We start from the raw sequence: 18,866 nt of genomic DNA on the forward strand, positions 1-18,866 counted from the left end.
GGGGCGTGCGGATCATCCGCACGCCCCGCCGTCGTCATCCGCTCACGCGAGCTCGATGAGCTCCGCGTAGCTGTCGTTCCACAGGTCCTCGTCGCCGTCGGGCAGCAGCAGCACACGCTCCGGAGCGAGGGCCTCGACCGCGCCGTGGTCGTGGGTGACCATGACGACGGCGCCCTCGTAGCTCTTCAGAGCGCCGAGGATCTCTGCGCGCGAGGCAGGGTCGAGGTTGTTGGTCGGCTCGTCCAGGAGCAGCACGTTCGCCGAGGAGACCACGAGGGCCGCGAGCGCGAGACGGGTCTTCTCGCCACCGGAGAGGACCTTCGTGGGCTTGTTCGCGTCGTCGCCGGAGAAGAGGAAGGATCCCAGGGTCGAGCGCACCTCGACGTCGGTGAGGTCCGGGGCGCTGTGGCGCAGGTTCTCCACGACCGTGAGGTTCATGTCGAGGGTCTCGTGCTCCTGGGCGTAGTACCCGAGCTTGAGGCCGTGACCGGCGTGCACCTCCCCCGAGTTCGGCTCTTCGACGCCGGCGAGGATGCGCAGCAGCGTCGTCTTCCCCGCACCGTTGAGCCCGAGGATGACCACGCGGCTGCCGCGGTCGATCGCCAGGTCCACCCCGGTGAACACCTCCTGCGAGCCGTAGACCTTGCTCAGGCCGGTGGCTGTCAGGGGGGTGCGCCCGCACGGGGCGGGAGTCGGGAACCGCAGCTTGGCCACCTTGTCGCTCACGCGCTCGCCCTCGAGGGAGTTGAGCATGCGCTCGGCGCGGCGGATCATGTTCTGGGCTGCGACGGCCTTGGTGGCCTTGGCGCGCATCTTCTCGGCCTGCACGAGCAGCACCGACGCCTTCTTCTCGGCGTTGGCGCGCTCACGGCGCCGGCGGCGCTCGTCGGTCTCGCGCTGGAGCAGGTAGGCGTCCCAGCCGAGGTTGTACTGGTCAAGCTCGGCGCGGGTGGCGTCCAGGTGGAAGACCTTGTTGACGGTGGCCCGCATGAGCTCGTTGTCGTGGCTGATGACGATGAAGCCGCCGGCGTAGGACTTCAGGTACTCGCGCAGCCAGATGATGGAGTCGGCGTCGAGGTGGTTGGTCGGCTCGTCGAGCAGCAGCGTGCCGACGCCGGAGAAGAGGATCCGGGCGAGCTCGACGCGGCGGCGCTGACCACCGGAGAGCGTGCCGATCTTCTGGCTCAGGACGCGCTCGTCGAGGCCGAGGTTGGAGGCGATGCGCTCGGCCTCGCTCTCTGCGGCATACCCGCCTGCGGCGGTGAAGCGCTCCTCGAGGGCGGGGTAGCGCTCCATCGCGGCCATCTGCGTCTCTTCGTCGGCGCTGGCCATCGCCCCCTCGGTGTCACGCATGGCGCGCACGAGCTGGTCGAGGTTGCGGGCCGAGAGGACACGGTCCATGGCGATCATGTCCATGTCACCGGTGCGCGGGTCCTGCGGGAGGTAGCCGATGTCCCCGGTGCGGGTGATCTGACCGTGGGTGGGTTGGGTCTCCCCCGCCAGAGCCTTGGTCAGGGTCGTCTTGCCGGCTCCGTTACGGCCGACCAACCCGATCCTGTCGCCTGGGGCGATGCGGAAGGTAGCCTCTTCGAGGAGCACGCGGGCTCCGACTCGAAGTTCGACGGCATGGGCAGAGATCACTGGTGGTTTCCTCCGTAGGATGCCCACAAGTTCTGGGGGCGGGCACAAACGCCTCCAATTCTATCCGTGGTTAGGCTTCACTCAGCACCGATTATTCGCAGCGGCGCTCTCCAGCGGCTCCCAGGACGCGCCTGTGCCCCGAGGGCGCGCGGCTCCGGGACCGCCCCACCTGCATTCGTCGGTTGCGTCACACGCACCTCCGACGCACTGACCACCGTGAGGGACCATGACAGACCTACCCGTGAACCAGGCCGCGCCGGTGCGGCGTCACCTCACCCGTGACACCGCCGCCACGGACGTCGCGCTCGTGGCGACCTTCGCCGCCCTCGTCGCCGCCTGCGCGATGCTCACCATCGCGGTCGGTGCGGTCCCGATCACCCTGCAGACCTTCGCCGTGCTGCTCACCGGAGCGGTGCTCGTGCCGCGGCGAGCGCTGCTCGCCCTGGGCCTGTATCTCGCGATCGGCCTGGCCGGCGTCCCGGTGTTCTCCGGGGGGCGCACGGGGCTCATGGTCCTGGCGGGACCGTCGGTCGGCTACGTCGTCTCCTTCCCCGTCGCAGCCGCCGTCGTCGGGCTGCTCGTCGGCCGGATCCCCGCGCGCATCGGTGGCGCCGCCCGGACGGTGGGCATCTTCGCCGCCTGCGTCGCCGCGACCGTGGCCGTCGTCTACCCCCTGGGCATCGCCGGCATGGCCTGGCGGCTGGACCTCACCGTCGGTGAGGCCTTCGTGGCCAACGCCACCTTCATCCCGGGCGACCTCCTCAAGTGCGCTGCCGCCGCCGTCACCGCCGCCGCGGTGCTGCGCGCCTTCCCGGGCCTGCAGCGACGCTCGTGACCATGCCCCGCCCCATGCCCCGCCGCACCTCGCACCCATCCTGCACGCACCTGTCGTGATCGAGTTCCTCGGCGCCCACGTCGCTGTCGCCTCCCCGGCTGCCCCGGGCGGCGAGGTGACCATCCTGGAACCCACCACGCTGACCCTGACCGAGCACCGGGTCGCGGTCATCGGGGCGAACGGGTCCGGCAAGTCCACCCTGGCCCGGCTCGTCAACGGTCTGGTCCTGCCGACGAGCGGCTACGTGCGGGTCAACGGTCTGGACTCCCACGACGACGGCCGTGCCGTGCGCCGTCAGGTCGGCTTCGTCTTCTCCGACGCTGACTCCCAGCTCGTCATGCCCACCCCGCTCGAGGACGTCACCTTGTCCCTGCGGCGGCTGCGTCTGGGCCGCCGCGAGCGCGAGGAGCGTGCGCGGGAGATCCTCGACCGGTTCCACCTGGCGCACCTCGCCGACGTCAGCGTGCACGCTCTGTCCGGCGGGCAGAAGCAGCTGCTCGCCCTCGCCGGGGTGCTGGCCACCGAGCCGCAGGTGCTCGTGTGTGACGAGCCGACCACCCTGCTCGACCTGCGCTGGCGCACGCACGTCAACGACCTGCTCGCGGGCCTGGACCAGCAGCTCGTGCACGTGACGCACGACCTCGAGGCAGCCGCGCGCGCGGACCGGGTGCTCGTCGTCGACCAGGCCCAGGTGGTCTACGACGGCCTCCCCGCCCCTGCGGTGACGTTCTACCGCGAGCTCATGGCGCAGCGGTCCGCAGCCCCTGGCTGGCCGTGACCGCGGCGTCCAGGACACCTGGCGAGCCCACGAGGCCATTGGGGCCACCGAGCTCACCGGCGTCCGCGCCCCGTCGCCGGCGCACCCTGCGCCCGCGCTGGGCGGGCCCGCTCGGCCTGTACGTGCCGGGCACGTCATGGGTGCACCGCCTCGGCGCGGGATGGAAGCTCCTCGCCCTGGCGGCGGTCTCGGTCGTGGTGACCTGGACGCAGCAGCCGGTGGTCGCGGTGTGCGCGCTGGGTGCCGCGGTGGCCGTGCTGATGGTCGCTCGCGTGCCGCTGCGCGCCACTGCGCGCACGCTGGCCCCCGTCGTCGTCGTGGTGCTCGGGCTCGGCGCCTACCAGTGGTGGGCGCGCGGCTGGCAGGACGCGCTGGTCGTGTCCGCCGGCCTGCTCGCCGTCATCGGGCTCGCCACGTGCCTGACCGCCACCACCCGCAGCGACCAGCTGCTCGAGGCCATGACCCGGACCGCCGGGCCGTTGCGCCACGTCGGTCTGCGCCCCCAGACCTTCGCCCTGGCGGTCTCCCTCGTCCTGCGCACGATCCCTGCCCTCATCGACCTCGGCTGGGACGTGCGCGACGCCGCGCGGGCTCGCGGGCTGGACCGCTCACCGCGAGCGCTCCTGGTCCCCTTCGTGCTGCGCGCGGTGGCACGCGCGCACACGACCGCTGACGCTCTCGCCGCCCGCGGCGTGCTCGACGACGACGACGCTGACAGCGGCGACGACAGCTCTGGGCCCAGGAGTGACGGCGGAGACGACGGCGTCCGCGCGGTCTGACGACAGCCCAGACCACCGCGCGGGCAGCCCTGACACCATCTGACGCCATCCCGCGCCAGGCTGGCGCGGCGGAGCTACGCTCACCACATGATCCAGATCGGTCAGTCAGTCGACGCGGTAGACCCCACCGCGGCGCAGCTCGACGCCCGTCGTTTCAACCGGCACACCTTCTGGTGCGGGCAGAGCGGGTCGGGCAAGACCTACGCCCTGGGCGTCGTCCTCGAGCAGCTCCTGCTGGGCACCCGGCTGCCGCTGATCATCCTCGACCCCAACGCCGACTTCGTCCGGATGAACGAGGTCCGCGCCGGGGTGGACCCCGTCGTGGCGGCGCAGCTCAAGGACACCGACGTGCGCATCCTGCGGTCCGGCGACGCTCCGGGTGAACGACTCCTCGTCCGGTTCCTCGACCTGGGCCTACGGTCCAAGGCAGCCGTGCTGCGGCTGGACCCGTTGCTCGACGCCGAGGAGTACAACGTCCTGCTCCACCTCGAGGAGGAGGTCACCGCCCTCAGCCGCAACCAGCAGAGCCTCGCCCAGCACCTGCGCTCGGCAGACGACCCCGGGCGTCGCAAGCTCCTGCTGCGGCTGGAGAACCTCGGCATCCTGGACTGGGACGTGTGGGCCTGGGGTGGCAGCTCGACCGAGGACATCGTCGATACCCGCCCCCGGGCGACCGTCATGGACCTCAGCGGGTTCCGCTCGCATTGGGAGCCCAAGGTCGCCGCGCTGGCGGTCCTGGACCACCTGTGGGCCACTCGCGAGCAGCGCCAGCCGGCTCTCATCGTCATCGACGAGGCGCACAACCTCTGCACCGCCGAACCGCTCACCCCGGTCGACGCCGCGCTGACCGAGCGGATCATCCAGATCGCCGCTGAGGGACGCAAGTACGGGCTGTGGCTGCTCCTGTCGACGCAACGGCCCTCCAAGATCCACCCCAACGCGCTCTCCCAGTGCGACAACCTCGCACTGATGAAGATGAGCTCACCGCACGACCTCGCCGAGCTCGCCGACTACTTCGGCTACGCTCCAGCGGACCTGCTCGCCCGCTCCCCCTACTTCACCCAGGGCCAGGCCCTCTTCGCCGGGGGCTTCGTCCCCGAGGCGAGCGTGGTGCAGATCGCCGGCCGCCTCACTCAGGAGGGTGGCAGCGACGTCGCCGTCCCCATGTGAGCCGGTACTCTCCCCGTATGACTTTCCAAGACGGTGGATCCTTCGACTCAGGGCGTGTCCGCAAGCGCACCGGCGGGGCCGGCAAGGCCGGCGGGGTGGCGGTCGGCGGTGGCCTCGGCATCGCCGTGATCGTGGTGGTGGCCCAGCTGCTCGGGGTGGACGTGTCGGGACTCTTCGCCGACAGCTCCTCCCCCCAGTCCGAGACCGACCTCGTCGGCTGCGAGACCGCCGAGCGCGCCAACGCCGACTCCGAGTGCCGGTACGGCTGGACCATCGAGTCCCTCGACGCGTTCTGGGCGGCGACCCTGCCCGAGCAGGCAGGGGTGGCCTACACCCAGCCCGGAGCGGTCACCTTCTCCGAGGCCACGACGACCGGCTGCGGCAACGCCTCCAGCGCGACCGGACCGTTCTACTGCCCAGCGGACGAGACGGTCTACGTCGACGTCTCCTTCTTCGGCGTGCTGCGTGATCAGTTCGGGTCCTCGGGCGGTCCGCTCGCCGAGGAGTACGTCGTCGCGCACGAGGTGGGACACCACATCGAGCAGATCACCGGCGTCATGAGCACGGCCGACCGCTCGGGCACCGGGCCGGAGTCGGACTCGGTGCGCATCGAGCTCATGGCCGACTGCCTGGCGGGCATGTGGGCCAGCAACGCCGCGACCCTCCCCGACCCCGAGACCGGCAAGCCCTTCCTCGAACCGATCAGCGAGGCCGACCTGGCCGACGCCCTCTCCGCCGCCGAGGCGGTCGGTGACGACCGTATCCAGGAGGCGGCCACCGGTTCGGTGAACCCGGAGTCCTGGACGCACGGCTCGGCCGAGCAGCGCCAGCGATGGTTCATGACCGGGTACCAGGGCGGGACCTTCGAGCAGTGCAACGCGTTGACCGCCACCACGCTCTGACACGCCCCCGAGGCGACTGAGGAACGCAGCAGGACCCGGCACCGTGGGTGCCGGGTCCTGCTGTCGTCTGTGCCGCGGTGGTCTCAGACGTTGAAGCCGAGGGCGCGGAGCTGGTCCTTGCCGTCCTGGGTGATCTTCTCCGGACCCCACGGCGGCATCCAGATCCAGTTGATCCGGAAGCCGTCGACAAGCCCTTCGAGCGCCTGGCCGGTCTGGTCCTCGATGACGTCGGTCAGCGGGCAGGCCGCGGAGGTCAGCGTCATGTCGATGACCGCGTGGTTGTTCTGGTCGAGCGTGAGGCCGTAGATGAGCCCGAGGTCGACGACGTTGATCCCCAGCTCGGGGTCGATCACGTCACGCAGGGCCTCTTCGACGTCCGCGACGTTGGGCGGGCCGCCCGCGGTGGCGGGTGCCACGGCTGGCGCCTCCTGTGGGGCGCTCTCGTGCGCAGTGTCACTGCTCATGGCGGTCTCTCTCTCGTGGTTGCCGGTCATGGAAGGTCAGGTGGGACCGGTCAGGGCCCCGGTGGTCAGCGGTGGTCACCGGTCAGGCGTGCTCGTGGCCCGGCCCGTGGTCGTGGTGGCGGTCGCCTCAGCGAGCACGCCCGACGTCGCGAAGGTGTCCCGCAACGCGGCCCAGCCCAGCAGCGCGCACTTGATCCGCGCCGGGAACTGCGACACGCCCGTGAAGGCCGTCGCGTCGCCGAGCTCGTCCTCGAGCGCCTCGTCCAGGCCCTTGCCACGCGACTGCATGAGCTGGCGGAAGGTCTCCCCGAGCCGCTCGACCTCGTCGATCTGCGTCCCGGTGACCAGCTCGGTGAGCACCGACAGGGAGGCCTGGGAGATGCTGCAGCCCTCCCCCTCCCAGCTCACTCGTTCGACGATCTTGCGGCCGGCGGGGTCCTGGGCGAACTGCACCCGCATCGTGACCTCGTCCCCGCACGTCGGGTTGACCTGGTGGGACTCCCCGGCCAGCGGTCCGCTGACCTCGATCAGGCCCTTGCCGTTGGGGCGCTTCGAGTGGTCCAGGATGACCTGCTGGTACAGCGCTTCCATCGAGCTGCTCATGATGTCTTTCTCCTCACGTCAGTCCGAAGAACGCTCGGACCGTGCCCAACGATTCCCGCAGCGCCTCGATCTCCTCGACCGTCGTGTACACCGACGCCGACGCGCGCGCCGTCGCGGCCACCTTGAACCGGCGGTGCAGCGGCTGGGCGCAGTGGTGGCCCACCCGCACGGCGATGCCGGCGTCGTCGAGCACCTGGCCCACGTCGTGGGAGTGCACGCCGTCTACGACGAAGGACACGACCGCCAGACGGTCGACCGGCTCGGTGGGGCCGATGATCCGCACGCCCGGGATCTCGGCGATCTTGAGCAGCTCGACGGCGATCTCGTGCTCGTGCTGGGCGACGGCGGTCATGCCGAGGTCGCTCAGGTACTGTGCGGCCGCACCCATCCCGATCGCCTGGGCGACCATCTGGGTGCCGGCCTCGAAGCGCTGCGGCGGTGGGGCGTAGGTGGTCTCGGTCATCGTGACGACCTCGACCATCGACCCGCCGGTGGTGACCGGCGGCATGGCCTCGAGCAGCTCGCGGCGCCCGTACAGGGCACCCACGCCCGTGGGGCCGAGCATCTTGTGCCCGGAGAACGCTGCGAAGTCCACACCCAGCTCGTGCAGGTTCACCGGCAGGTGCGGCACGGACTGGCAGGCGTCGAGCACGACGAGCGCACCGACCGCGTGCGCCGCGGCGACCAGCGGGGCGACCGGGGTCACCGCACCGGTCACGTTGGAGGCGTGGGTGAACGCCACGACGCGGGTCCGCTCGGTGATGACGGAGGTCGCCTGGTCGACGCGGATGCGCCCGGAGTCGTCGACCTCCAACCAGCGGAGCACGGCACCGGTCCGGGCGGCGAGCTCCTGCCACGGCACGAGGTTGGCGTGGTGCTCGGCCTCGGTGACGACGATCTCGTCACCGGGGGCGAGGGCGAAGCGGCGGGCGGCCTCTCCCCCGCGTCCTGCGGTCGCGTTGGACATCGCGTAGGCCACGAGGTTGATCGCGGCGGTCGCGTTCGACGTCCAGACGATCTCGTCCTCGTCAGCGCCCACGAAGGCGGCCACGGCGGACCGTGCACCCTCGAAGGCCTCGGTGGCCTCCTCGGCGAGCTGGTGGGCCCCGCGGTGGACCGCGGCGTTGCGCTGGACGTAGAAGTCCTGCTCGGCGTCGAGCACCGGGTCGGGCTTCTGGGAGGTGGCCCCGGAGTCGAGGTAGACGAGCGGCCGACCGCCCCGCATCGTGCGGGCCAGCAGCGGGAAGTCGGCGCGGACCGCGGCGAGCTCGGCTGTGCTGAGCCGGGTGGCCGCGGTGGCCTGGTCGGTGGCTGTCATGGATCCTCGATTCTGGTGGTGGTGGGCCTCGCGGCCCACCACCGGGTCATTCGGAGTGGATCAGGCCGTGGCGGTCGTGAGGAACCGGTCGTAGCCCTCGGTCTCGAGGCGGTCGGCGAGCTCGGGGCCACCCTCCTCGGCGATCCGGCCGTCGACGAAGACGTGGACGAAGTCCGGCTTGATGTAGCGCAGGATGCGCGTGTAGTGCGTGATGAGCAGGAAGCCCGCGTCGGTGTTGGCCTTGACCCGGTTGACACCCTCGGAGACGATCCGCAGCGCGTCGACGTCGAGGCCGGAGTCGGTCTCGTCGAGGATCGCGAACTTCGGCTTGAGCAGCTCGAGCTGGAGGATCTCGTGACGCTTCTTCTCACCACCGGAGAAGCCCTCGTTGACCGAACGGTCAGCGAAGGAGGAGTCCATGCGCAGGGCTTCCATCGCACCCTTGACGTCCTTGACCCAGGTGCGCAGCGCCGGCGCCTGGCCGTCGATCGCGGTCTTGGCGGTGCGCAGGAAGTTGGTCACCGAGACGCCGGGGACCTCGACGGGGTACTGCATGGCCAGGAAGAGGCCGGCGCGGGCGCGCTCGTCGACGGTCATCGCGAGGACGTCCTCGCCGTCCAGGGTCACGGTCCCGGAGGTCACCGTGTACTTGGGGTGGCCAGCCAGGGAGTAGGCCAGGGTCGACTTGCCCGAGCCGTTGGGGCCCATGATGGCGTGGGTCTGGCCCGAGTCGATCGTGAGGTCGACGCCGCGCAGGATCTGCTTGGCGCCTTCCTTGGTCTCGACGCTGACGTGCAGGTCGCGGATGTCAAGGGTGGACATGTTCAGTCTCCTAGGAAAAGGTCAGAGGGGCGTCGACGTCGACGAGCACACGCTCGCCGTCGACGCTCAAGGGGTAGACGGGCACGGGGCGCGACGCCGGCAGCGACGTCGGCTGGCCCGTGCGGAGGTCGAAGGTCGATCCGTGGAGCCAGCACTCGATGAAGCACCCCTCCACCTCGCCCTCGGACAACGACACCGCTCCGTGGGAGCAGATGTCCGAGATCGCGTGCAGCGTGCCGTCGCCGTCGCGGACGACCGCGACCTCGACCGTCCCGCGTTCGCCCTCGAGCTCGACACGCAGTGCCGACTCGGCCGGGACGTCGCTGGTCAGACAGGCAAGCTGAGCGCTCATGCAGTCACCTGGTCGCCAGCGTCGGAGCTGTCGGTGCCCGCGGTGCCCGCGGTGCCCTCAATGACGGACATCGACTTGGACAGCTCGGCCTCGATCGAGGCGAGCAGACGCGCCTCGATCGACTCCACGCCGATCGAGTGGATGAGCTCGGCGAAGAAGCCGTGCACGACCAGACGACGTGCGTCGGACTCGGGGATCCCGCGTGCCTGCAGGTAGAACAGCTGCTCGTCGTCGAATCGACCCGTCGCGCTGGCGTGGCCGGCGCCCTCGATGAGACCCGTCTCGATCTCGAGGTTGGGGACGGAGTCGGCGCGCGCGCCGTCGGAGAGCACGAGGTTGCGGTTGAGCTCGTAGGTGTCGGTGCCCTCGGCCTCCTTGCGGATGAGGACGTCGCCCACCCACACGGTGTGCGCGGCCTCGCCCTGCAGGGCGCCCTTGTACGTGACCCGAGACTTGCACCGCGGCACGGCGTGGTCGACGAAGAGGCGGTGCTCCTGGTGCTGACCGGCGTCGGCGAAGTACAGACCGACCATCTCGACCTCGCCGCCCTCGCCGACGAACTCGGCGTCGGGGGTCAGGCGCACCACGTCGCCACCCAGGGTGACAACGACGTGCTTGACCTTGGCGTCGCGGCCCAGGCGGATCCGGTGCGAGCTCGCGTGCACGGCCTCGCTGGACCAGTCCTGCACGCTGACCAGGGTCAGGTGCGCGCCGTCCTCGACGACGATCTCCACGGTCTCGCTGAGCACGGCGTTGCCGACGTGGTCCAGCAGCACGACCGACTCGCTCAGCGCACCGGCGTGGATGAGCAGGTGGCTCGCCGACGGCGTGGCGCTGACGCCCTCGACGCGGATGGACGTCACGGCCGAGGCGACAGCCTGAGCCGGCACGGTCACGACGGTCGCTTCCTTGACGGCGTTCCACGCGGCGACCGCGGTGCGGTCACCGGGGACGCCGGCCTGGCCCAGACGGGCGTCGGAGCGCGGGACGATCTCGACGGTGACCTCAGGGGCCTCCACGACGGTCGTCTGGACGCCCGAGGACGCCAGCTCGGTGGAGAACAGCGGCGCCAGCTTGGCGACCGGGGAGAAGCGCCACTCTTCTTCGCGTCCGGACGGCACGGTGATGACGTCGGCGTCGAAGGAGGTCAGGCGCTCGGCGCGAGACCCCTGGGGGGTCCCGCCGACACCGTGGGTGTGCGCGCCGTCGGCCGCGGCACGGGAGTGATCCGTGCTCAGGCCGGCCGCGACGTCGGACGTGGTGGATTCTGTCTGTGTGCTGGCCATCAGCCGACGGACCCTTCCATCTGCAGCTCGATGAGGCGGTTGAGCTCGAGGGCGTACTCCATGGGCAGCTCGCGCGCGATGGGCTCGACGAACCCGCGCACGATCATGGCCATGGCCTCGGTCTCAGCCATACCTCGGGACATGAGGTAGAACAGCTGGTCCTCGCTGACACGCGACACGGTCGCTTCGTGTCCCATCGAGACGTCGTCCTCGCGGACGTCGACGTAGGGGTAGGTGTCCGAGCGGGAGATCTGGTCGACGAGCAGCGCGTCGCACAGCACGTTGGAGGCGGAGTGCTCGGCGCCCTCGAGCACCTGCACCAGACCGCGGTAGGACGTGCGTCCGCCACCGCGTGCCACCGACTTCGACACGATGGACGAGGAGGTGTGCGGGGCCGCATGCACCATCTTGGCGCCGGCGTCCTGGTGCTGGCCCTCGCCGGCGAAGGCGATGGACAGCGTCTCGCCACGGGCGTGCTCGCCCATGAGGTAGATCGCCGGATACTTCATGGTGACCTTGGAGCCGATGTTGCCGTCGACCCACTCCATCGTCGCGCCCTCAGCGGCCGTGGCGCGCTTGGTGACGAGGTTGTACACGTTGTTCGACCAGTTCTGGATGGTCGTGTACCGCACCCGGGCGTTCTTCTTGACGATGATCTCCACGACCGCGGAGTGCAGGGAGTCAGAGGTGTAGATCGGCGCGGTGCAGCCCTCGACGTAGTGCACGTAGGAGCCCTCGTCCGCGATGATCAGCGTGCGCTCGAACTGGCCCATGTTCTCGGTGTTGATCCGGAAGTAGGCCTGGAGCGGGATGTCCACGTGCACGCCCGGGGGGACGTAGACGAAGGAGCCACCGGACCAGACGGCAGTGTTGAGCGCGGCGAACTTGTTGTCGCCGGCCGGGATGACCGAGCCGAAGTACTGCTCGAAGATCTCCGGGTACTCCCGCAGACCGGTGTCGGTGTCGACGAAGATGACGCCCTGCTCCTCCAGGTCCTCACGGATCTGGTGGTAGACGACCTCGGACTCGTACTGGGCGGCGACACCGGCGACGAGACGCTGCTTCTCCGCCTCGGGGATGCCCAGGCGGTCGTAGGTCTCCTTGATGTCGTCCGGGAGGTCTTCCCAGCTCGTCGCCTGCTTCTCGGTCGAGCGGACGAAGTACTTGATGTTGTCGAAGTCGATGCCCGAGAGGTCTGCGCCCCAGTTCGGCATGGGCTTCTTCTCGAAGAGCTTGAGGGACTTCAGGCGGAGCTTGAGCATCCACTCGGGCTCGTTCTTCAGCTCGGAGATGTTGCGCACGACAGACTCGTCCACGCCACGGCGCGCGAGCTTGCCGGCGTCGTCGCTGTCGTGCCAGCCGTAGCCGTACGAACCGATCGAGTCGATGATCTCCTCGTCGCTCTGCTTCTCCGGCGCGTTCGCCGACTCTTGCGTCTGGGCGCTCATAGTGTTCCTTCCAGGGACCGTTCGTTCACGGGTGCTGCTGGGCCGTGCGTCTGTGGCGGGCGGGCGGCCGGGGTCAACCGGCGCCCGATCGTCGGGCGGGCGGGCGAGGTGGTGACGAGGCGACGGGGACGTTCGTGGTGCACACGTGCCCCCCGTTCGCGAGCGTCACAAGGCGTTGGGTGTGCGAGCCGAGCAGCCTCGAGAAGGCCTGCGCCTCAGCGTCGCACAGGGCGGGGAACTGCGCCGCGACGTGCTGCACCGGGCAGTGCCCCTGGCACAGCTGGACCGTCACGGCACCGGCGACCGGCCGCACGCTCGCCGCGAAGCCGTCGTCGGAGAGCGCGTCTGCGAGCTGCTGCACCCGACCCTCGACGTCGGGGGCGGTGATCTTGGGGGCGTAGCGCCTCTCGAGGTCTTCCATCCGGCGCTGGGCGAAGTCCTCGATGGCCTCGTCACCGGCGACGCTGGCCAGGAAGTGCAGCGCCTGCGTGGCGAGGTCGGGGTACTCCCCCGTGCCCTCGGAGTGCGCGCGCTCGGTCGCCACGTAGGCGCGGGCGGGGCGTCCGCGGGCACCGGTGGGGCGACCGTCGTGCACGGCGACCATCCCGGACTCCTCCAGGCAGCCGATGTGGCGGCGGATGCCGGCGGCAGTCAGGTGCAGGACGCGGGCGAGCTCGGCGGCGGTGACGGGACCGTCGGCGATGATGTGCGCGAGGACGCGGCCGCGGGTGGTCGACTCGGGGTCGTTCGCCTCGGGACGGTCGGAGCCCACGCGAGCAGATGTCTCTGTCATGCCTGGCACCTCCTGTCTCGGCTCACGAACCCATGGATCACACATTAGGGAACATCCTTATGGTCTAAATGCATTCCCGCAAGGAAGGAAACCCTCACTTCGGCGGATTCCCGCGGAGACTGCGGTGACACAGGACACGCCCGCCGCCGGTGCGGGCCAGCGATCAGGCTGCGGCGTCGGCACTAGACTGATCGATCGTGCCCTCCAACTCCTCCGCCGTAGAGATCTCGGGACTCGTCAAGCGCTACGACGGTCGTGAGATCGTGCGCCGGCTCGACCTCGTAGCCCGCCGCGGTGAGATCACCGCCGTCCTCGGTCCCAACGGTGCCGGCAAGACGACCACCGTCGAGTGCTGCGAAGGACTGCGTGTCCCCGACTCCGGCACCGTCCGCGTGCTCGGCCTCGACCCTCAGACCCAGGGCGCCGAGCTGCGGCCCCGGGTGGGCGTCATGCTCCAGGACGGCGGGCTGCCCACCTCGGTCAAGGCCCTGGAGATGCTCACCCACGTGTCCTCGATGTACGCCGACCCGTGGGACGTGGGCGACCTCGTCGAGCGCCTGGGCCTGGCGAGCTTCGCCCGGACCACCGTGCGTCGCCTGTCCGGCGGACAGCGTCAGCGCCTCGCGCTGGCCGCCGCCCTCGTCGGGCGTCCCGAGCTCGTCTTCCTCGACGAGCCGAGCGCCGGCATGGACCCCCAGAGCCGGCTCGCGGTGTGGGAGCTCATCCGTGCGCTGCGCGCCGAGGGCGTGTCCGTCGTGCTCACCACCCACCTCATGGACGAGGCCGAGGACCTCGCCGACCGGGTGGTCGTTGTCGATCACGGCCAGGTCATCGCCGAGGGTTCCCCGGCCGACCTCGTCGCCGCAGGCGGGCGGGCCACCTTGACCTTCTGGGCCGTGCCCCAGCTGGAGACGCTGTCCCTCGCGGCCGCGCTCGGCGCCGGTGTGCAGGAGTCCGACCCGGGCTGCTACACCGTCAGCGGGGCGGTGACACCCGCGACGCTGTCCACCCTCACCCGGTGGTGCGCGGACCGCGACATCCTTGTCTCCCGGCTCTCCACCGGTCGGCGCAACCTCGAGGACGTCTTCCTCGACCTCACCGGACGGAGCCTGCGATGACCTCGCCCACCACCTCGAGCGACCAGCCGGTCCAGCCCCGTCGGGCCGGTCAGTCTGGTCAGCCCGGCCAGGCCGCACCGGCTGCCGAGCCCGCCGCGCTGGGTCCGGTCCCGGGACCGAGCACCGCAGGCGCCGCCTCGACCCGCCGCCGGATCTTCGCCCAGTCCGCCTTCGAGGCGAAGATGATCCTGCGCAACGGTGAGCAGCTCATGGTCACCATCCTGCTGCCGGTGATGGCGCTGGTGGGCCTGTCCCAGACGTCCATCATCGACCTCGACACCGCCGGACGGTCGCGGATCGACTTCATCACCCCGGGGATCATCGCCCTGGCGGTCATGAGCGCGGCCTTCACCTCCCAGGCCATCGCGACTGCCTTCGACCGGCGCAACGGGGTGCTGCGGCTCATGGCCACCACCCCGCTGGGTCGCGGAGGGCTGCTCGCCTCCAAGATCATCGGGGTGCTCGCCGTCGAGGCGGTCCAGATCGTCGTCATCTCAGCCGTGGCCGTGGGCCTGGGCTGGCGCCCCGACCCGGTCGGCATCCCGCTCGCCCTGGTCGCGGTGCTGCTCGGCACGGCGGCGTTCACGTCGCTGGCCATGCTGCTCGCCGGGACGCTGCGCGCCGAAGGCGTGCTGGCAGTGGCGAACATCGTGCTCGTGCTGCTCACCGTCCTGGGGGCGGTGCTCACCCCGGCCGAGCAGCTGCCTGACGCGCTGCGGCACGTGGCCCTGCTGCTGCCCTCCGGCGCCCTCGGTGAAGCCATGCGCGGAGCCTTCTTCGACGCCTCGATCCCGCCGTTCTCGCTGCTCGTCCTGCTCGCGTGGGCGGCCGGGCTGGGCTGGGGAGCCGGCAAGCTCTTCAAGTGGCACTGATGGCACCGAGCCCCGCCTCATCACCGGCCCGGACGGGCACATCTCACACCCCAGGCATGCCTGTCCGGGGCCGCCAGGGCGCTACGGTTGACCTGTGAGCACCTCCCCCACGTCGAGCACCTCGCCAGCCACCCGCACCCGCGACTGGACAGGGATGGCCCGTCGCTGGACGCGACCGGCGCTCATCGCCAACCTCGTCGCGCAGATCGTCATCGTGGGCACCGGGGGCGCCGTGCGCCTGACCGGCTCCGGCCTCGGCTGCTCCACCTGGCCGATGTGCGAGCCCGGGGAGTTCACGCCCCGCCTCCACGACGCCTCGACGATCCACCCCTTCATCGAGTTCGGCAACCGGACGCTCACCGGCGTGCTGGGAGTCATCGCCGTGGCCGTCGCGGTGATGGTGTGGACGAACCGCTCACGGTCGCTGTCCTACCGCCTGCTGGGCCTGACTCCGCTGCTCGGGGTGATCCTCCAGGCAGTCATCGGCGGGATCACCGTGCACGTCGACCTTCACCCCGCGATCGTCGGCGGTCACCTGCTCATCTCGATGGCTCTCATCGCCGTCTCCGCGGTGCTGCTCGACCGCTCGGCGGAGGGTGATGGGCCACCGGTGTCGCTCGCGACGCCAGCCACCCGGGTCGTCACCTGGCTCCTGGAGATCGTCCTCGTCCCCGTCCTCGTCCTCGGGGTGGTGGTGACCGGCTCCGGCCCGCACTCCGGCGACTCCGAGGTGGGCTACCGCTTCGCCTTCGACCCCGCCTACGTGACGAAGTTCCACGCTGCCGCCGTCTGGGTCTTCCTCGTCCTGCTCGTCGTGCTGACCGTCCTCGTGTGGCGCACGCAGCCGCGTGGGTCCAAGGCTCGCCGCGTCGTCGCACTGCTCCTCGTGCTCACCGTGGTGCAGGGAGCGATCGGCTACGTCCAGTACTTCACCGGCCTGCCCGAGCTCCTCGTCGGCCTGCACATGGTTGCCGCCGCTGCCCTGACGGCTGGTGCCGCGCGGGTGCCGCTCGCGCTGCGCACCCGCGGCCCCGTGGACCTCGGAGCCCACGACGGCACGCAGGAGCGCCAGCACGAGCCGATCACCGGCTAGAGATCGATCGGCTCCGCGGAGCATCTGCCCGAGGCTGACACCGACGTCGCCCGTGCGCTGCGCCTGTGAGACGCGCCGGTCCAGGACCGGCTCAAGGGCTGGCTCGACGCGCAGTGCGCCCACGGCGCGGACACGACGGAGGGGACGCACCCTCAGGTGCGTCCCCTCCGTGTGCTCTGCCGACCGGCGTCTGCTCTGTCGACCAGCGTCGACCTCAGCGCGCTGCGTCGTGCGTCGCCGTCACTCTCAGGCGCGGCGCTCCGGCCACGGCGCGTCCGCCGGCCGCAGGCTGGTCCACCCACCGGCCCTGGACGCAGCGGCAGCCAGCACCCCGGCCACCGCCGACGGGTTGTGGATGTCGCCTCCCAGCACTGCCGTGACCGCCTCGTCGAGAGGCACCCACCGCACGCTGATCTCGGCTTCCTCGTCCTCGCGGACATGGCGGTCAGCGAGGGGCACGAAGGAGAAGTCCCGTGCGAGGAAGATCCGCACCGCCTCGTTGCTCGCGCCAGGAGTGGTGTAGTAGTCCGCCAGCACGTGCCAGGACCCGGCGATGAGGTCGGTCTCCTCCGCGAGCTCGCGAGCGGCGGCCTGCTGGGCCGGTTCACCGGGCGAGTCCAGCAACCCGGCGGGCGGCTCCCACAGCTCCCGGCGCACCGCGTGCCGGTACTGCTTGATGAGCAGCACGCGGTCGGCCTCGTCGAGGGCGATGATCGCCACCGCGCCCGGGTGGTCGACGTAGTCGCGGTGGACCACCGACCTTCCCAGGTCGACGGTGTCGGTCACCAGGTCGAAGATGTGACCCTCGTGGAGCACGGACGTCTCCACCACGGCACGCGGAGCGCTGACGTCCCTCACCGGGGCGTCGACGTCCGCGTACTCGCCGAGGTCGAGGTTCACACCCACACGCCCTGACGGTCCAGAGCAGCCTTGACCAGCCCGGAGAAGAGCGGGTGCGCCCGGGTGGGACGCGACTTGAACTCCGGGTGCGCCTGGGTGGAGATGTAGAACGGGTGCACGCTGGTGGGCAGCTCGACGAACTCCACGAGCGTGCCGTCCGGCGACGTGCCGCTGAAGACGAGGCCGGCCTCTTCGAGCTGAGCCCGGTAGGCGTTGTTGACCTCGTAGCGGTGGCGGTGACGCTCGGAGACCAGCTCGGCGCCGTAGACCTGCGCAGCGACCGACCCAGGGGTCAGCGCGGCGTCGTAGGCGCCCAGGCGCATGGTGCCGCCGAGGTCGCCCGCGCCGTCCACGAAGCTCTCCTGCTCGGCCATGGTGGCGATCACGGGGTGCTTGGTGTCCGGGTCGAACTCCGAGGAGGATGCCCCGTCCAGGCCGACGACGTTGCGGGCGTACTCCATGACCATGGACTGCAGGCCGAGGCAGATGCCCAGGGTCGGCACGCCACCCTCACGGGCCCAGCGCAGCGCACCGAGCTTGCCCTCGATGCCGCGCACGCCGAAGCCACCGGGGATGAGGACGGCGTCGACGCCGCCGAGGGACGCCTCAGCGCCCTCCGGGGTCTGGCACTCGTCCGAGGGCACCCACCGGATGACGACCTTGGCGTCGTTGGCGAAGCCACCGGCGCGCAGGGCCTCGGTGACCGAGAGGTAGGCGTCGGGCAGGTCGATGTACTTGCCGACGAGCGCGATCTCCACGCGGTGCTCGGGCTCGTGCACCCGCTCCAGGAGCTGGGACCAGCCGTCCCAGTCCACCTCGTGGGCGGTCAGGCCGAGGCGGCGCACGACGTAGGCGTCGAGGCCCTCGGCGTGGATGACCCGCGGGATGTCGTAGATGCTCGGGGCGTCCTTGCAGGTGATGACGGCCTCGTTGTCGACGTCGCACATGAGCGCGATCTTGCGCTTGATCGACTCCGGCACGTCGCGGTCGGCACGCAGCACGATCGCGTCGGGCTGGATGCCGATGCTGCGCAGCGCGGCGACGGAGTGCTGGGTCGGCTTGGTCTTGAGCTCACCGCTGGGGCCGATGTACGGCACGAGGGAGACGTGCAGGAAGAAGACGTCGTCGCGACCGAGCTCGTGGCGGACCTGGCGGGCCGCCTCGAGGAAGGGCTGGGACTCGATGTCACCGACGGTGCCACCGATCTCGGTGATGATGATGTCGACGTCGTCGCTGGCCTGGGCGCGCATGCGGCGCTTGATCTCGTCGGTGATGTGCGGGATGACCTGCACCGTGTCGCCGAGGTACTCCCCACGCCGTTCCTTCGCGATGACCTGGGAGTAGACCTGCCCGGTCGTCACGTTGGCGGCGGCCGCGAGGTCGACGTCGAGGAAACGCTCGTAGTGCCCGATGTCGAGGTCGGTCTCGGTCCCGTCCTCGGTGACGAAGACCTCGCCGTGCTGGAAGGGGTTCATGGTGCCCGGATCCACGTTGAGATAGGGATCGAGCTTCTGCATCGTGACCCGCAGACCGCGGGACCGGAGCAGACGACCGAGGCTGGAAGCCGTCAATCCCTTACCCAGGGACGAGGCGACACCCCCGGTCACGAAGATGTGCCGTGTCGTTGATTCCGACCGGGCTGGGTTACTGGACTCGCGCGTGTTCACATGGTCTGCCACGGGGTTCCACTCT

Annotated in this window: 19 protein-coding genes; 8 read left to right on the forward strand and 11 right to left on the reverse strand. The window is 70.4% G+C overall.

Annotated features, from left to right (window positions below; genetic code table 11):
- Nucleotides 1–42: 42 nt before the first annotated feature.
- Nucleotides 43–1,641, reverse strand: coding sequence for an ABC-F family ATP-binding cassette domain-containing protein (locus SS2_RS09130; protein WP_066463303.1), 1,599 nt, complete (start codon nt 1,639–1,641; stop codon nt 43–45).
- A gap of 226 nt (nt 1,642–1,867) precedes the next feature.
- On the opposite strand from SS2_RS09130, the gene SS2_RS09135 reads away from it, so the two are divergent.
- The 5 genes from SS2_RS09135 (at nt 1,868) to ypfJ (ending at nt 6,105) form a co-directional block, all read left to right on the forward strand.
- Entirely contained in the window at nt 1,868–2,476 is a 609-nt protein-coding gene (locus tag SS2_RS09135) for a biotin transporter BioY (RefSeq protein ID WP_066463305.1), read from the forward strand.
- Between the two features lie 55 nt (nt 2,477–2,531).
- A complete protein-coding gene (locus SS2_RS09140) occupies nt 2,532–3,254 on the forward strand; it encodes an energy-coupling factor ABC transporter ATP-binding protein (RefSeq protein ID WP_066463307.1) in 723 nt (240 codons plus the stop codon).
- A 38-nt stretch (nt 3,255–3,292) separates the two neighbouring features.
- Entirely contained in the window at nt 3,293–4,033 is a 741-nt protein-coding gene (locus tag SS2_RS09145; RefSeq protein ID WP_083942066.1) for an energy-coupling factor transporter transmembrane component T family protein, read from the forward strand.
- A gap of 87 nt (nt 4,034–4,120) precedes the next feature.
- Entirely contained in the window at nt 4,121–5,203 is a 1,083-nt protein-coding gene (locus SS2_RS09150; protein WP_066463309.1) for an ATP-binding protein, read from the forward strand.
- A gap of 17 nt (nt 5,204–5,220) precedes the next feature.
- Nucleotides 5,221–6,105, forward strand: a complete 885-nt coding sequence (gene ypfJ, locus SS2_RS09155) for a KPN_02809 family neutral zinc metallopeptidase (RefSeq protein ID WP_066463310.1) — start codon at nt 5,221–5,223, stop codon at nt 6,103–6,105.
- Nucleotides 6,106–6,188: 83 nt separating this feature from the next.
- On the opposite strand, the gene SS2_RS09160 is transcribed toward ypfJ, so the two are convergent.
- The 8 genes from SS2_RS09160 to SS2_RS09195 form a co-directional block, all read right to left on the reverse strand.
- Nucleotides 6,189–6,569 carry a metal-sulfur cluster assembly factor gene (locus SS2_RS09160; protein ID WP_066463342.1) on the reverse strand — a complete coding sequence of 127 codons (381 nt, stop codon included), beginning with the start codon at nt 6,567–6,569 and terminating at the stop codon, nt 6,189–6,191.
- Between the two features lie 75 nt (nt 6,570–6,644).
- On the reverse strand, nt 6,645–7,172 hold the full coding sequence (gene sufU / locus SS2_RS09165) for a Fe-S cluster assembly sulfur transfer protein SufU (RefSeq protein ID WP_066463311.1): 528 nt from the start codon (nt 7,170–7,172) through the stop codon (nt 6,645–6,647).
- Nucleotides 7,173–7,185: 13 nt separating this feature from the next.
- The gene (locus SS2_RS09170) at nt 7,186–8,490 is read right to left on the reverse strand and encodes a cysteine desulfurase (protein WP_066463312.1); all 1,305 of its coding nucleotides are present in this window, start codon (nt 8,488–8,490) and stop codon (nt 7,186–7,188) included.
- A 60-nt stretch (nt 8,491–8,550) separates the two neighbouring features.
- Complete coding sequence (sufC, locus tag SS2_RS09175) at nt 8,551–9,312, reverse strand: Fe-S cluster assembly ATPase SufC (protein WP_066463313.1); 762 nt, start codon at nt 9,310–9,312, stop codon at nt 8,551–8,553.
- 10 nt (nt 9,313–9,322) lie between these two features.
- Nucleotides 9,323–9,664 carry a non-heme iron oxygenase ferredoxin subunit gene (locus SS2_RS09180; RefSeq protein ID WP_066463315.1) on the reverse strand — a complete coding sequence of 114 codons (342 nt, stop codon included), beginning with the start codon at nt 9,662–9,664 and terminating at the stop codon, nt 9,323–9,325.
- Nucleotides 9,661–10,950, reverse strand: coding sequence for a Fe-S cluster assembly protein SufD (gene sufD, locus SS2_RS09185; protein WP_066463317.1), 1,290 nt, complete (start codon nt 10,948–10,950; stop codon nt 9,661–9,663). Before sufD ends, SS2_RS09180 begins: the two co-directional genes overlap by 4 nt.
- Nucleotides 10,950–12,398: a Fe-S cluster assembly protein SufB gene (gene sufB, locus SS2_RS09190; RefSeq protein WP_066463319.1), complete on the reverse strand. Its 1,449-nt coding sequence runs from the start codon at nt 12,396–12,398 to the stop codon at nt 10,950–10,952. Before sufB ends, sufD begins: the two co-directional genes overlap by 1 nt.
- A 73-nt stretch (nt 12,399–12,471) precedes the next feature.
- Nucleotides 12,472–13,191, reverse strand: a complete 720-nt coding sequence (locus tag SS2_RS09195; RefSeq protein ID WP_066463321.1) for a helix-turn-helix transcriptional regulator — start codon at nt 13,189–13,191, stop codon at nt 12,472–12,474.
- A gap of 197 nt (nt 13,192–13,388) precedes the next feature.
- On the opposite strand from SS2_RS09195, the gene SS2_RS09200 reads away from it, so the two are divergent.
- The 3 genes from SS2_RS09200 to SS2_RS09210 all read left to right on the forward strand — a co-directional run bounded on the left by SS2_RS09200 (nt 13,389) and on the right by SS2_RS09210 (nt 16,274).
- A complete protein-coding gene (locus SS2_RS09200; protein ID WP_066463323.1) occupies nt 13,389–14,309 on the forward strand; it encodes an ABC transporter ATP-binding protein in 921 nt (306 codons plus the stop codon).
- Nucleotides 14,306–15,181, forward strand: a complete 876-nt coding sequence (locus SS2_RS09205; RefSeq protein ID WP_083942070.1) for an ABC transporter permease — start codon at nt 14,306–14,308, stop codon at nt 15,179–15,181. Before SS2_RS09200 ends, SS2_RS09205 begins: the two co-directional genes overlap by 4 nt.
- 154 nt (nt 15,182–15,335) lie before the next feature.
- The gene (locus tag SS2_RS09210; RefSeq protein ID WP_066463324.1) at nt 15,336–16,274 is read left to right on the forward strand and encodes a COX15/CtaA family protein; all 939 of its coding nucleotides are present in this window, start codon (nt 15,336–15,338) and stop codon (nt 16,272–16,274) included.
- A 246-nt stretch (nt 16,275–16,520) separates the two neighbouring features.
- On the opposite strand, the gene SS2_RS09215 is transcribed toward SS2_RS09210, so the two are convergent.
- Together SS2_RS09215 and pyrG are read right to left on the reverse strand one after the other, a co-directional pair.
- A complete protein-coding gene (locus SS2_RS09215) occupies nt 16,521–17,174 on the reverse strand; it encodes an NUDIX domain-containing protein (RefSeq protein ID WP_083942072.1) in 654 nt (217 codons plus the stop codon).
- Nucleotides 17,171–18,853 (reverse strand): CTP synthase, encoded by a 1,683-nt coding sequence (gene pyrG / locus SS2_RS09220; RefSeq protein WP_066463325.1) that lies wholly within the window; start codon nt 18,851–18,853, stop codon nt 17,171–17,173. The genes SS2_RS09215 and pyrG overlap by 4 nt, the downstream gene beginning before the upstream one ends.
- Nucleotides 18,854–18,866 lie beyond the last annotated feature (13 nt).

This window comes from Sanguibacter suarezii NBRC 16159, assembly GCF_001552735.1.
In the GTDB taxonomy this organism is placed as follows: Bacteria; Actinomycetota; Actinomycetes; order Actinomycetales; family Cellulomonadaceae; genus Sanguibacter; species Sanguibacter suarezii.

Excerpts from the sequence above, each read along its gene's own strand:
- SS2_RS09150 (WP_066463309.1), top strand. The coding sequence starts at position 4,121 with ATGATCCAGATCGGTCAGTCAGTCGACGCGGTAGACCCCACCGCGGCG.
- ypfJ (WP_066463310.1), top strand. The coding sequence starts at position 5,221 with ATGACTTTCCAAGACGGTGGATCCTTCGACTCAGGGCGTGTCCGCAAG.
- SS2_RS09170 (WP_066463312.1), bottom strand. The coding sequence starts at position 8,490 with ATGACAGCCACCGACCAGGCCACCGCGGCCACCCGGCTCAGCACAGCC.
- SS2_RS09195 (WP_066463321.1), bottom strand. The coding sequence starts at position 13,191 with ATGACAGAGACATCTGCTCGCGTGGGCTCCGACCGTCCCGAGGCGAAC.
- sufC (WP_066463313.1), bottom strand. The coding sequence starts at position 9,312 with ATGTCCACCCTTGACATCCGCGACCTGCACGTCAGCGTCGAGACCAAG.
- SS2_RS09135 (WP_066463305.1), top strand. The coding sequence starts at position 1,868 with ATGACAGACCTACCCGTGAACCAGGCCGCGCCGGTGCGGCGTCACCTC.
- SS2_RS09210 (WP_066463324.1), top strand. The coding sequence starts at position 15,336 with ATGGCCCGTCGCTGGACGCGACCGGCGCTCATCGCCAACCTCGTCGCG.
- SS2_RS09205 (WP_083942070.1), top strand. The coding sequence starts at position 14,306 with ATGACCTCGCCCACCACCTCGAGCGACCAGCCGGTCCAGCCCCGTCGG.
- SS2_RS09180 (WP_066463315.1), bottom strand. The coding sequence starts at position 9,664 with ATGAGCGCTCAGCTTGCCTGTCTGACCAGCGACGTCCCGGCCGAGTCG.
- SS2_RS09160 (WP_066463342.1), bottom strand. The coding sequence starts at position 6,569 with ATGAGCAGTGACACTGCGCACGAGAGCGCCCCACAGGAGGCGCCAGCC.
- sufB (WP_066463319.1), bottom strand. The coding sequence starts at position 12,398 with ATGAGCGCCCAGACGCAAGAGTCGGCGAACGCGCCGGAGAAGCAGAGC.
- sufD (WP_066463317.1), bottom strand. The coding sequence starts at position 10,950 with ATGGCCAGCACACAGACAGAATCCACCACGTCCGACGTCGCGGCCGGC.
- sufU (WP_066463311.1), bottom strand. The coding sequence starts at position 7,172 with ATGAGCAGCTCGATGGAAGCGCTGTACCAGCAGGTCATCCTGGACCAC.